Below are 13358 nucleotides of genomic sequence, written 5' to 3' on the forward strand. Positions count from 1 at the left end.
CCGACGTCCTCCGCCCCGGATCGCGGGCTGCGCGCGGCGCAGCACGGACCGGCGGCGGGTCGAGCGGGGCGCCGAAGGGGCAACCCTCCCCGGAACCTCTCAGGCGCCCGGACCGCGCGGGCAGGCCGCTCTGGAGCGCCCGGTGCCGTGCCGGCCGTGACAGACGGGGAGGTCCTCCCGGCGCGCCGCGCCGGGCCGCCCGGACGACGGAGACCTCCATGACGACCACCGACGCGACCCCCGACACGAGCACTCCTGGCACGAGCGCTCCCGGTACGAGCGCTCCCGGCGCGAGCGCTCCCGGCGCGAGCGCTCCCGGCGCGGGGGCGGACCCCGGCTACGCGGTCCCGCACCTGCCGCCCGCCGCGACCCGCTTCGCCGACCGCCACCTCGGGCCCCGCCCCGCCGAGCGGAACCGGATGCTCGCCGCCGTCGGCGTCTCCTCCCTCGCCGACCTCGTCGAGCGGGCCGTGCCCGCGGGCATCCGCGACGACGTGCGCGCCGGGGCCGGCCCGGACCTGCCCCCCGCCGCCGAGGAGCACGCCGTCACCCGCGAGCTGCGGCGGATCGCCGCGCGCAACCGCGTCGTGCCCTCCCTCATCGGCGCCGGGTACCACGGCACCCGCACCCCGCCGGTCATCCGGCGCAACGTGCTGGAGAACCCCGCCTGGTACACCGCGTACACCCCGTACCAGCCGGAGATCTCCCAGGGCCGGCTGGAGGCGCTGCTGAACTTCCAGACGGCCGTGGCCGACCTCACCGGCCTCGACGTCGCGGGCGCCTCGCTGCTGGACGAGGCCACCGCCGCGGCGGAGGCCATGACCCTGGCGCGCCGGGTCTCCAGGGCCCCCGCGGGCGCGGTGTTCGCCGTGGACGCCGACGTCCTGCCGCAGACACTCGCGGTGCTGCGCACCCGCGCCGTGCCCCTCGGCATCGACCTCGTCGTCGTGGACCCCGACGCCCCCGACCCCCTCGCCGCGGTGGGCGGGCGCGGGCTGTTCGGCCTGCTCGTGCAGTACCCCGGCACCAGCGGCGCCGTCCGCGACCACGCCGCCCTCGTGCGGGCGGCCCACGAGCGCGGCGCGCTCGTCACCGCCGCCGCCGACCTGCTCGCCCTGACCCTGCTGCGCCCGCCGGGGGAGATCGGCGTGGACGTGGCGGTCGGCTCCAGCCAGCGCTTCGGCGTGCCCATGTACGCCGGCGGCCCGCACGCCGCCTACATGGCGGTGCGCTCCGGCCTGGCCCGCTCCCTGCCCGGCCGCCTCGTCGGGGTCTCCAGGGACGCCGACGGCGCACCCGCCTACCGCCTGGCCCTGCAGACCCGCGAGCAGCACATCCGCCGGGAGAAGGCGACCAGCAACATCTGCACCGCGCAGGTGCTGCTGGCCGTGATGGCGGGGATGTACGCCGTCTGGCACGGACCGGAGGGGCTGCGGGCCATCGCCGCCCGCGTGGCCTCGACCGCCGCCGGCCTGGCCGCGGCGCTGCGCGCGCACGGCGTGGAGGTGGTGCACGCGGAGTTCTTCGACACCGTCACCGCCCGGGTGCCCGGCCGCGCGGACGAGGTGGTGGCCCGGGCGCTCGCCGCGGGCGTCAACCTGCGCCGGGTGGACGCCGACACCGTCGGCATCACCTGCGACGAGGCGACGGAGCCGGAGCACGCGGCGGCGGCCCTGGCCGGCTTCGGCATCGAGGTGCCGGCCGTCCTCGACGGGCCCGACGCCCTGCCCGGCGCGCTGCGGCGCACGTCGGGGTTCCTGACGCACCCGGTGTTCTCCCGGCACCGCTCGGAGACGGCGATGCTGCGCTACCTGCGGCGGCTGTCCGACGCCGACTACGCCCTCGACCGGGGCGCGATCCCGCTGGGCTCCTGCACGATGAAGCTGAACCCGACGACGGCCCTGGAGCCGGTGTCCTGGCCGGAGTTCGCGGACCTGCACCCCTACGCCCCCGCCGACCAGCTCGCCGGGACCGCGCAGGTCGTGGCGGACCTGGAGCGCTGGCTGGCGCAGGTCACCGGCTACGACGCGGTGTCGCTGCAGCCCAACGCGGGCTCGCAGGGGGAGTTCGCGGGGCTGCTGGCGATCCGCGCGCACCACCGCGCCAGGGGCGACGAGGCCCGCACGGTGTGCCTCATCCCGTCCTCCGCGCACGGCACGAACGCCGCCAGCGCCGTCATGGCGGGACTGCGGGTCGTGGTGGTGGCCTGCGACGAGAACGGCAACGTGGACATGGCGGACCTGCGCGCCAAGGTGGACGCCCACCGGGACACCCTCGCCGCCATCATGATCACCTACCCGTCGACGCACGGGGTGTTCGAGGAGTCCGTCGCCGAGCTGTGCGGCATCGTGCACGAGGCGGGCGGGCAGGTGTACGTCGACGGGGCCAACCTCAACGCCCTGGTCGGCGTGGCCCGGCCGGGCCGCTTCGGCGCGGACGTCTCGCACCTGAACCTGCACAAGACGTTCTGCATCCCGCACGGCGGCGGCGGCCCGGGCGTGGGGCCGGTGGCGGTGCGCGCCCACCTCGCCCCCTACCTGCCCGCCACCACCCTCGACGAGGAGAGCGCCCGCGCCGGTGTCGGTCCCGTCTCCGCCGCGCCGTGGGGCTCGGCGGGCATCCTGCCCATCTCCTGGGCGTACATCCGCCTCATGGGCGCCGACGGGCTGCGGGAGGCCACCGAGCAGGCGATCCTCTCCGCCAACCACGTCGCCGCGCGCCTGCGCGAGGCCTACCCCGTGCTCTACGCCGGTCCGGGCGGGCTCGTCGCCCACGAGTGCATCCTCGACCTGCGGGCCATCACGAAGGAGACGGGCGTGGGCGTCGAGGACGTCGCCAAGCGCCTCGTCGACCACGGCTTCCACGCCCCGACCATGTCGTTCCCCGTCGCGGGCACCCTCATGGTCGAGCCCACCGAGAGCGAGGACCTCGCCGAGCTGGACCGCTTCTGCGACGCCATGCTCGCCATCCGCGAGGAGATCCGCGACGTGGAGCGGGGCCGCTGGGCGGTGGCGGACAGCCCGCTGCGCCACGCCCCGCACACGGCGGCGTCGCTGGTGGGGGAGTGGGACCACCCCTACTCCCGCGCCGAGGCGGTCTACCCGGCGGGGGCGGACCCGCGCCGCAAGTACTGGCCGCCGGTGCGGCGCATCGACGGGGCGGCCGGGGACCGGCAGCTCGTGTGCTCCTGCCCGCCGCTGGAGGACCTCGCGGAGGGGTGAGCCGCGGGCCGGCGCCCTTTCGTGCCGTGTACCGCACCCACCGTGATCGGCTGTGCCTAGGATCGCCTCACGCACGCGGGAGGAGGGGCCGAGGTGGGGAACTGGCTGGATGCGCTGCGGGAGCAGCCGTGGCTGGTGTGGGTCGCCCTCGCCCTCGTGCTGGGGATCCTCGAGCTCGTCAGCCTGGACCTGGTGTTCCTCATGCTGGCCGGGGGCGCGCTGGCGGGTGCGGCCGCGGCGGGCCTGGGTGCGCCCGTGGCCGGGCAGGTGGCCGTGGCGCTGGCCGCGGCGGTCCTGCTGGCCGCGACGGCGCGCCCGATGCTGCTGCGGCGGCTGCGGATGCCGCAGGTGGGCACCACCGGGACCGCCGCCCTGGTCGGCCGCACCGCCGTCGTCGTGGCGGAGGTCGGCCCGGGCGGCGGGCTGGTGAAGCTCGCCGGGGAGACGTGGTCGGCGCGCTCGGCGACGGGCGCGGTGTTCCCCGCCGGGCGGGACCTCGTGGTCACCGCCATCGACGGCGCCACGGCCGTCGTCGGCCCGGCACCCCCCGTGCCACCCCCCGCGGTGCCGGACGTCCGTCCGGCACCACCGAGAAAGCCGGAGGAGAACTGATGCCCGACGTCGCCGGCCTGGTCATCCTGATCCTGCTGGTCGTCCTGGTGGTGGCCGCCATCGCCAAGACGATCCGGATCGTGCCGCAGGCCTCCGCGGTCATCGTGGAGCGCCTGGGCCGCTACTCCCGCACGCTGGACGCGGGGCTGAACATCCTGGTGCCGTTCATCGACAAGCCGCGCGCGGTGGTGGACCTGCGCGAGCAGGTCGTCTCCTTCCCCCCGCAGCCCGTCATCACCTCCGACAACCTCGTCGTGAGCATCGACACGGTCATCTACTACCAGCCGACCGACCCCAAGGCCGCGACGTACGAGATCGCCAACTACATCCAGGGCATCGAGCAGCTCACCGTCACGACCCTGCGCAACGTCATCGGCTCCCTGGACCTGGAGCAGACCCTCACCAGCCGCGACAACATCAACGCGCAGCTTCGCGGGGTGCTCGACGACGCCACCGGCCGCTGGGGCATCCGCGTCAACCGGGTGGAGCTGAAGGCGATCGACCCGCCGCACAGCGTGCAGGACTCGATGGAGAAGCAGATGCGCGCCGAGCGGGACCGGCGCGCCGCGATCCTCAACGCCGAGGGCCTGAAGCAGTCGCAGATCCTCACCGCCGAGGGCGAGAAGCAGTCCTCGATCCTGCGGGCGGAGGGCCAGGCGCAGGCGGCGATCCTGCGGGCGCAGGGTGAGGCCCGCGCCATCGGGCAGGTGTTCGACGCGATCCACCGCGGCGACCCCGACCCCAAGCTCCTGGCGTACCAGTACCTGCAGATGCTGCCGCAGATCGCCAAGGGCGACGCGAACAAGCTGTGGATCGTGCCGAGCGAGCTGAACGACGCGCTGAAGGGTTTCGGCTCCATGTTCGCCGCCCACGGCGCCGCTGCGGGCGGCGAGCAGGACGGGGCCTCGCGCCCGCCGGTGCGCGCCGCCGCGGCCGAGACCGCGCCGGGCTTCGAGGTCCCCGTGCTGGAGGACCCCGCCGCGGCCCTCCAGCGGGCCAAGGCGGAGGCCGCGGGTGCCACCCGCGCCGCCGACCGCGCCCAGCGCACCGCCTCGGGCGGCGCGCCGGCGCCCCGGCCGGAGGAGGGCCCGCAGACGCAGGCGATCCGCTGACGCCTTGAGGCCCGCCCGTCCCCGGGTTCCGGCGCCGCCGGGGCCGCCCGTGCCCGCCGAAATCCGGAGACGGGCGGGAGCGGGCCCCCTTGTCCCCGCCGGAACCCGGAGATCGGCGGGAGCGGGCCCCCTTGTGCCCGCCGGAACCCGGAGATCGGCGGGAGCGGGCCCCTCGGCCCGCCGAAATCCGGAGACGGGCGGGAGTGACGCCCCTCGTGCCCGCCGGAACCCGGAGACGGGCGGGAGCGGGGGTGCGCCCCGTGCTGTCGCACGGGCACGGCAGGGTGGGCGAATGGGCTCCTGGCTGTCGCAGTTCGTCCTCTCCTCCGGTTTCGGTGGCGCGGGTGCCGTCCTGGCCGCGGTCATCGCCGCGCTCGTGGCGCGCTCGGCGGGGCGGCAGCGGGCGCGCGAGACGGCCCGCGACCAGTGGTGGGACCGCGTGACGTGGGTCGCGGAGCGGGCCGCGGCCGAGCAGGAGACGCGCCTGGACCCGCTGGTGGCGGTGCACATGCTGGCGCGCCTGGCCGGCAGCCCCCTGGCGCAGGCGGACGACTGGCGCCTGCTGGCCGCCCTCAACGAGGACGTCGCCCGCCGCGCCCGCGCCACCCCGACGGCGACCTCGCTGGAGGGGCACGGCGACGTGGCGGAGGCCTCGCGGGCGCTGGCGGCCGACCTCGAGCGCAGGATCACCGCCGCCACCCGCTGACGCCCCCGCTCACCCGTCCGGCGCGTCCCGGCGCGCGCGGGCGCCCGCGCTGCGCCACGCTGGAGACGACGTGATCACGCCCGACGACACCAGGAGGCACCCGTGCGGCTCGGTTCGGCCATCGTCCTCATCGCCATCGGCGCGATCCTCGCGTTCGCGGTGACGCTCGACATCAGCGGCATCGACCTGTCCACGGTCGGCTGGATCCTCATGATCGTGGGGGTGCTCGGCCTGGTGCTGGAGATCGCGTTCTTCGCCCCGCGCCGCCGGCGCGTCAGCAGCTCCTACACCGAGCCCACCCCCCACGGGGTGCGCCGCACGACCGTCGACGACGTCTGAGCGAGGAGACGGCGGGCCCGGCCGGGCCCGCGCACGACCTCCCGGACCGCTCGCCCGGCACGCGCCGCTGGCTGTTCGCCGACCAGCTCGGCCCGCACTTCCTGGACCGGCCCGACCAGCCGGTGCTGCTGGTGGAGTCGCTCGCGGCGCTGCGCCGCACGCGGGTCCACCGGCGCAAGGCGCACCTGGTGCTGTCGGCGCTGCGGCACCGGGCGGCGGAGCCGGGCGGCGAGGTGCAGCTCGTGCGGGCGGGCACCTACACCGGGGCGCTCGCCGAGGCCGGCGTCGGCCCGGACGCACCGGTGAGCGTGTGCGACCCGACGTCCTGGGGCGCCCGCCGCCTGGTGCGGGAGCTGCCGGGCGTGGAGGTCCTGGCCTCGCGGGGTTTCGTCGTCTCCGAGGCGCAGTTCGCGCGCTGGGCCGCCGGGCGCGGGGGGCGGCGGCTGCTGCTGGAGGACTTCGCCCGCGACGTGCGCCGCCTGCACGGGCTGCTGCTGGACGGCCGGGGCGGACCGGTCGGCGGGCGCTGGAACTACGACGAGGACAACCGCGAGCCGCCCCCGCGGCGGGAGCGCCTGGGCGTGCCCGAGCCGTGGTGGCCGCAGGAGGACGACGTCGACGCGCAGGTGCGCGAGGACCTGGACCGCCTGGAGCGCGACCACGGCGCGGTGTTCCCCGGCGAGGACGGCCCGCGCCGTTTTGCCGTGACCCGCGCCGAGGCGCTGGCGGCGCTGGAGCACTTCCTGGAGCACCGGCTGGAGGCGTTCGGCGCGCACGAGGACGCCATGCTCTCGGGGGACCCGTGGATGGCGCACTCGCTGCTGTCGGCGCCGCTGAACCTGGGCCTGCTGGACCCGCTGGAGGTGGCGCGGCGCGCGGAGGAGTTCGGCCGCGCCCACGTCAGCCGTCTGCCGTCGCTGGAGGGTTTCGTGCGGCAGGTGGTGGGGTGGCGCTCCTACGTGTGGCACCTGTACTGGCACCTGGGGGAGGGGTTCCGCGACGCCAACGAGCTGGGCGCGCACGAGCCGCTGCCCGCGTGGTTCGCGGAGCTGGACCCGCACGGGCAGGTGGAGGCGAACTGCCTGGGCTCGGTGCTGCGGCAGGTCCGCGAGCAGGGCTGGGTGCACCACATCCCGCGCCTGATGGTGCTGGGCGGGTGGGCGCTGCAGCGCGGCTACGACCCGGCGGCGGTGTCGGACTGGTTCCGCCGCTGCTTCGTGGACGGCTACGAGTGGGTGATGACGACGAACGTCGTGGGGATCTCCCAGCACGCCGACGGCGGCACCACGGCGACGAAGCCGTACACCACCGGCGGGGCGTACATCGACCGGATGAGCGACTTCTGCGGGGGCTGCCGCTACGACCCCTCGGTGCGGGTGGGGCCCGACGCGTGCCCGTACACGGCGGGGTACTGGGCGTTCCTGCACCGCCACCGGGAGCGGCTGGCGGAGAACCCGCGCACGCGGCAGGCGGTGCGCGGGCTGGAGCGGCTGCCGGACCTCGGGCCGCTGCTGCGGCAGGAGGCCGAGCGCGGCGCGGAGCCACCCTGAGCCGGATCAGCCCGCCAGGACGAGGCGGCCCTCCTGCGCACCCCGGGCGGCGGCCACGAGCGGCAGTTCCGCCTCGACGGCCCGGAGCACCCGCCGCGGTAGGGGGGCCAGCGGGGTCAAGGTCAGCTCCACGCGCCGCCCCGACGCCCTGGGCCGCCACGTGCCGGCGACCTCCCCGTCCACCAGCAGCACCCCGGGGTTGCCGATGACCCGCCAAACCTCCTTGCGGGCGGCGGCGTCGGGCAGGACGAGCTCGCGGTCCCGGCTCTGGAGCCACGGGTCGCCGGGGGGCAGCAGCCGCACCACCCCGCGCGGCGACGGCGCGCAGAGCAGGGCGTCGAGGTGCTCCGCGGGCAGCTGCGCCCGCCGCCCGTCGACGAGCACCGTCGCCAGGTCCCGCGGCCAGACCGCGCGCAGGTGCGCCTGGGTGGTGCCGAGCCAGGAGGCGGCCTCCTTCGCGGTGGCGGGGCCGTGCAGGTGCAGGTACGCGCGCACCAGCTCCGCGGTGCCCTCCGCCGCCTGCGGCACGGCGGGGACCCCGTCCAGCGGCTGGAGTTCCGTGCCCTGCCCCTCGCGGTGCAGGCCCACCCGACCGGCGAGGGCGGCTGACTGGAACACGGTGCCGGAGACGTGGTGCGCCGCGCAGGAGCGGCAGTCGTAGCTGAGCTCCGCGGGCACCCGGGCGGTGACGGCGGCGCTGACCTCGCCCTTGGGCATCCGCCGGGTCACCACCTCCCGGAAGGCCTCGGCGGTGGCGCGGAACCCCTCCAGCCCGAGGGCGGGTGCGTCCGGGGTCTGCCCGCTGCGGATCCGCACCCCCGCGTCGGCGTCCGACAGCGGCCAGAGGGCCGCAGCCGCGGCGGGCAGTTCCTCGGTGCGGTGCAGGTGCGGGGCGCCCCGCGCCGCCCACACCAGCGTCAGCCCCTCCTCGTCGCCGGGTGCGGCGCCGCGCACCGCCAGGGCGAGGCGCGCGGAGCCGTGCGGCACGTCCGGCACGCCGAGGCCGGTCACGGCGAGGCCCCGCGCGGCGACGGGCGCGGGGCGGTGCAGTTCCTGCACGTGCAGGCGGTGCGCCAGGACCCGTGCGCGGTCCACGGCCGGTGGTGCGCTCACGGGAGGCAGGGTGCCCGAGCCACGCCCGGCGCGTCGAGGATCAGCTCAGCAGCACGAGGACGCCTGCGGCGAGCGCCCCGCCGGCCACGACGACCGCCGCGGACAGCAGCGTCACCCGCCACGTCAGGGCCCGCCCCACCATCACCATGGAGGGCAGGCTGAGGGCGGGCAGCACGATGAGCAGCGCCCCGACGACGGCCCCGCCGGCCCCGGCCGCGGCCAGGCCCTGCGCCAGCGGGATCTCCCCGGCGGTGGGGATGACGAGCAGGGTGCCCAGGACGAGGGCCGCCAGCAGCGCCAGCGCGCCGAAGGAGCGCGCGGACTCCCCGAGCGGGAACAGCCAGCCCGCCAGGCAGCCCACCGCGAAGACGACGAGCAGGTACTCCGGCACCACGACGAGGGCGGTGCGGGCCAGGGTGCGCGCGAAGCGCGACGGTGCCGTGCGCAGTTCCTCGTCGCCGGGCGCGGCGGCGTCCACGGCGGGCGTCGCCGCGCCCACCGCGGCGGCCGCCTCCGGTGCCAGGCGCGCGGTGGTGAGCCGGGCGACGAGCACCGCGCCGCCGACGACGACGAGCGCGCCGACGAGGAGGCGGGTGGCGGCCCACTGCCACGGCGCCACCAGGAGCAGGAACACCAGCACCGCGGGGTTCAGCAGCGGGTTGCCCAGCCAGTACGCCACCACCCCGGCGGTCGGCACGCCGCTGCGGCGCAGGGCGTTGGCCACGGGCGCGGTGCAGCAGGTGCACATCATCGACGGCGTGGACAGCAGCCCGCCGGCCACGGCCGAGCCGGTCGGGGTTCGCCGCGCCATCACCGACAGCAGCCAGCGTCTCGGCACCAGCGTCTGCACCGCCGCGGAGATCACCAGGCCGGTGAGGACGGCCTTCCACACGGCGGTGGAGTAGGCGAGGGTGAACGCCCACCCCGCGCCCAGGCTCGGGGCCGCGCCGGGCCGCACCCCTGCGGCGTCCAGCACGGAGGACCCGGCCCAGGTGTGGGTGCCGCCCAGTTCGAGGGTGCGCCGGGCGTAGGGGTCCCACTTGGACCACAGCAGCAGCGCCGCGGCCAGCACCGCGAAGACGAGCAGCCCCGCCAGGGCGGGGCGGCGGCTGGCGGTCGTGGTGGGCGAGGGTGCTGCGGTGCTCATCCCGGCGCTCCCGGTGCTCGGCGGCCTCCGCGGTGCGCGGCGGGCGCGGTCACGCTAACCGGCGGCGCGCCGGGCTGCGCGATCGCGCGCCGTGGTGGAGACTGTGCGCGCGGCGACGGTGCCCGACCCGGGGCGCGGCGACGGCGGGAGGCTCCTCATGGGTGTGCGCACCTGGATCGAGGGCTGGCCGGTGTACCGGCAGCTCACGGGTTCCGACCCGCTCGGCCGCGGCGCCGCGGCGCAGTCGGGCCGCTCGAAGGACCTCACCCCCCGCACGGTGAGCGCCGACCGCGTCGCCCGCTCCGTCTGCCCCTACTGCGCCGTCGGCTGCGGGCAGCGGGTGTTCGTCAAGGACGAGAAGGTCGTGCAGATCGAGGGCGACCCCGACTCCCCGATCTCCCGCGGCAGGCTGTGCCCCAAGGGCTCGGCCAGCGAGCAGCTCGTCAACGGCGACCAGCGCGTCACCACCGTGCGCTACCGCCGCCCCTACGCCACGGAGTGGGAGGACCTCGAGCTCGACACGGCGATGGACATGATCGTCGACCGGGTGCTCGAGGCCCGCCGGCGCGGCTGGGAGGACAAGGACGCCGAGGGCCGCTACCTGCGGCGCACCCGCGGCATCGCCAGCCTCGGCGGGGCGACGCTGGACAACGAGGAGAACTACCTCATCAAGAAGCTGTTCACCGCCATGGGCGCGATCCAGGTGGAGAACCAGGCCCGCATTTGACACTCCGCCACGGTTCCCGGTCTGGGAGCCTCGTTCGGTCGCGGCGGCGCCACCGGTGACCTCCAGGACCTGCAGAACGCCGACTGCATCGTCATCCAGGGCTCGAACATGGCCGAGTGCCACCCGGTCGGGTTCCAGTGGGTGATGGAGGCGAAGGCGCGCGGGGCCAAGGTCATCCACATCGACCCCCGCTTCACGCGCACCAGCGCGCTCGCGGACGCGTACGTGCCGATCCGCTCGGGCACCGACATCGTGCTGCTCGGCGCGGTCATCAACCGCGTCCTGACGCAGGGCCTGGAGTTCCGCGAGTACGTCGAGGCGTACACCAACGCGTCCTGGATCGTCTCGGCGGACTTCCGCGACACCGAGGACCTCGACGGGCTGTTCTCCGGCTTCGACGAGGACACCCGCTCCTACGACACCACCTCCTGGCAGTACGAGGGCCACGAGGGCTCCGGTGACGACGACGAGGAGACCGACCTCGCCCGCGAGAGCGAGACCGGTCAGCAGCTCGGGGCCGGCGGCGCCGCCCTCGACCACCACGAGGTCCGCAGGGACCCCACGCTGCAGCACCCGCGCTGCGTCTTCCAGATCCTCAAGCGCCACTTCGCCCGGTACACCCCCGAGATGGTCGAGGAGCTGTGCGGCGTGCCGCGCGACCTCTTCGACGAGATCGCCGACGCCTGGACCGCCAACTCCGGCCGGGAGCGCACCACCTGCCTCGTCTACAGCGTCGGGTGGACCCAGCGCGGCACGGGTGTGCAGTACATCCGCACCGGCGCGATCCTGCAGCTGCTGCTGGGCAACATGGGCCGCCCGGGCGGCGGGATCATGGCCCTGCGCGGGCACGCCAGCATCCAGGGCTCCACGGACATCCCCACCCTGTACAACCTGCTGCCCGGCTACCTGCCGATGCCGCACGCGCAGAAGCACGACTCGCTGCGGCAGTACGTCGACGAGATCAAGGGCGCGGGGCAGAAGGGCTTCTGGGCCAACGCCGACGCCTACACCGTCAGCCTGCTCAAGGCCTACTTCGGCGATGCCGCCACCGCGGAGAACGACTACGGCTTCGACCTGCTGCCGCGCATCGACGGCGACCACGGCACCTACGGCCAGGTCCTCGACATGATCGAGGGCGGGAAGATCTTCGGGTACTTCCTGCTGGGCCAGAACCCCGCCGTGGGCTCCGCCAACGGCCGCGCCCAGCGCCTGGGCCTGGCCAACCTCGACTGGCTCGTCGTGCGCGACCTCATGATGATCGAGAGCGCCACCTTCTGGAAGGACGCCCCCGAGGTCGAGACGGGCGAGATCGTGCCCGAGGAGTGCCGCACCGAGGTCTTCTTCCTGCCCGCCGCCTCCCACACGGAGAAGGAGGGCACCTTCACCCAGACGCAGCGGCTGCTGCAGTGGCGCGAGAAGGCCGTGGAGCCCCGCGGCGACTGCCGCTCCGAGCTGTGGTTCTTCTACCACCTCGGCCGCAGGATGCGGGAGCGCCTGGCCGGCTCCACCGATCCGCGCGACCGGCCCCTGCTGGACCTCACCTGGGACTACCCGGTGCACGGGGAGACCGCCGACCCCGACGCCGAAACCGTGCTCCGCGAGATCAACGGCTACGACCTGACGACGGGGGAGCTGCTGCCGGGGTTCACCGCGATGCGCGCCGACGGCACCACCTCGGGCGGCTGCTGGATCTACGCCGGCGTCTTCGCCGACGGCGTCAACCAGTCCGCGCGCCGCAAGCCCGGCCGCGAGCAGGGCCTGCACGCCCCCGAGTGGGGCTGGGCCTGGCCGATGAACCGCCGCGTCCTCTACAACCGCGCCTCGGCCGACCCCGAGGGCAGGCCGTGGAGCGAGCGCAAGGCGCTGGTGTGGTGGGACGAGGCGCAGGGGCGCTGGGTGGGCGACGACGTGCCCGACTTCCAGGTCACCAAACCGCCGTCCTTCCGCCCCGAGCCGGGTGCCAGCGGCCCGGACGCCCTGGCCGGGGACGACCCGTTCATCATGCAGGCCGACGGCAAGGCGTGGCTCTACGCGCCCAAGGGCGTGATCGACGGCCCGCTGCCCGCGCACTACGAGCCGGGGGAGTCGCCGTTCCGCAACGGCCTCTACGGCCAGCAGCAGAACCCCGCCCGGCAGATCTACACGCACCCGCTCAACGAGATGCACCCCTCCCCGCCCGAGGCGGGCTCGGAGGTGTTCCCGTACGTGTGGACGACGTCGCGGATGACGGAGCACCACACCGCGGGCGCCATGAGCCGCTACCTGCCCTACCTGGCGGAGCTGCAGCCGGCGCTCATCGTGGAGGTCTCCCCGGAGCTGGCCGCCGAGCGGGGCCTGGAGCACATGGGCTGGGCGCAGGTCATCACCGCGCGCGCCGTCATCGAGGCCCGCGTGATGGTCACCGACCGCCTCGCGCCGCTGCGCATCTCCGGGCGGGTGGTCCACCAGATCTGGCTGCCCTACCACTGGGGTTCCGGCGGCCTGACCACCGGTGACGTCGTCAACGACCTCGCGCACCTGACGCTGGACCCGAACGTGCACATCCAGGAGTTCAAGGCCGGCACCTGCGACGTGCGCCCGGGCCGGCGGCCCCGTGGCCGGGCCGCGCTGGACCTCGTGGACACCTACCGGCGCCAGGGGCACGTCACGCTGACGACGGGGACGGTGGCGACCACGGAGGCGTTCCTCCACCCGCACGGCGACAGCCGCGCCGAGCAGGCGACGGCCGGTGAGACCGGCATCGCCAGCGGGCAGGACGGCGAGCGGCTCGAGGAGTTCACGTCGGTGCGGCACGAGAGCGGCCGGCACGCCGGCTCCGGGGGAGAGGAGCG

At 75.6% G+C, this 13358-nt stretch carries 8 protein-coding genes and 1 pseudogene; 7 read left to right on the plus strand and 2 right to left on the minus strand.

Going from position 1 to position 13358, the window contains the following annotated elements; genetic code table 11:
• The first annotated feature begins 218 nt into the window (after nt 1–218).
• The 6 genes from gcvP (at nt 219) to ACYQBY_RS00295 (ending at nt 7540) form a co-directional block, all read left to right on the plus strand.
• Entirely contained in the window at nt 219–3221 is a 3003-nt protein-coding gene (gene gcvP, locus ACYQBY_RS00270) for an aminomethyl-transferring glycine dehydrogenase (RefSeq protein WP_459641812.1), read from the plus strand.
• A 93-nt stretch (nt 3222–3314) separates the two neighbouring features.
• A complete protein-coding gene (locus ACYQBY_RS00275; protein WP_459641813.1) occupies nt 3315–3833 on the plus strand; it encodes an NfeD family protein in 519 nt (172 codons plus the stop codon).
• Nucleotides 3833–4945: an SPFH domain-containing protein gene (locus ACYQBY_RS00280; protein WP_459641814.1), complete on the plus strand. Its 1113-nt coding sequence runs from the start codon at nt 3833–3835 to the stop codon at nt 4943–4945. The genes ACYQBY_RS00275 and ACYQBY_RS00280 overlap by 1 nt, the downstream gene beginning before the upstream one ends.
• A gap of 292 nt (nt 4946–5237) precedes the next feature.
• Nucleotides 5238–5651: a hypothetical protein gene (locus ACYQBY_RS00285; protein ID WP_459641815.1), complete on the plus strand. Its 414-nt coding sequence runs from the start codon at nt 5238–5240 to the stop codon at nt 5649–5651.
• 102 nt (nt 5652–5753) lie between these two features.
• Entirely contained in the window at nt 5754–5990 is a 237-nt protein-coding gene (locus tag ACYQBY_RS00290) for a DUF6458 family protein (RefSeq protein ID WP_459641816.1), read from the plus strand.
• A gap of 71 nt (nt 5991–6061) precedes the next feature.
• Nucleotides 6062–7540, plus strand: a complete 1479-nt coding sequence (locus ACYQBY_RS00295; RefSeq protein WP_459642421.1) for a cryptochrome/photolyase family protein — start codon at nt 6062–6064, stop codon at nt 7538–7540.
• 6 nt (nt 7541–7546) lie between these two features.
• On the opposite strand, the gene ACYQBY_RS00300 is transcribed toward ACYQBY_RS00295, so the two are convergent.
• Nucleotides 7547–8653, minus strand: coding sequence for a DNA glycosylase AlkZ-like family protein (locus tag ACYQBY_RS00300; protein ID WP_459641817.1), 1107 nt, complete (start codon nt 8651–8653; stop codon nt 7547–7549).
• A 40-nt stretch (nt 8654–8693) separates the two neighbouring features.
• Nucleotides 8694–9800, minus strand: a complete 1107-nt coding sequence (locus tag ACYQBY_RS00305) for a permease (protein ID WP_459641818.1) — start codon at nt 9798–9800, stop codon at nt 8694–8696.
• A gap of 157 nt (nt 9801–9957) precedes the next feature.
• Here ACYQBY_RS00305 and fdh point away from each other — a divergent pair.
• Nucleotides 9958–13191: pseudogene (fdh, locus tag ACYQBY_RS00310) on the plus strand (formate dehydrogenase); the annotation flags it as partial.
• Between the last annotated feature and the right edge of the window lie 167 nt (nt 13192–13358).

Source organism: Kineococcus anabasis (genome assembly GCF_054590795.1).

What these genes read in the sequence shown, in the direction of transcription:
- ACYQBY_RS00280 (WP_459641814.1), top strand. Translation starts at nt 3,833, where the DNA reads ATGCCCGACGTCGCCGGCCTGGTCATCCTGATCCTGCTGGTCGTCCTG.
- ACYQBY_RS00285 (WP_459641815.1), top strand. Translation starts at nt 5,238, where the DNA reads ATGGGCTCCTGGCTGTCGCAGTTCGTCCTCTCCTCCGGTTTCGGTGGC.
- ACYQBY_RS00305 (WP_459641818.1), bottom strand. Translation starts at nt 9,800, where the DNA reads ATGAGCACCGCAGCACCCTCGCCCACCACGACCGCCAGCCGCCGCCCC.
- gcvP (WP_459641812.1), top strand. Translation starts at nt 219, where the DNA reads ATGACGACCACCGACGCGACCCCCGACACGAGCACTCCTGGCACGAGC.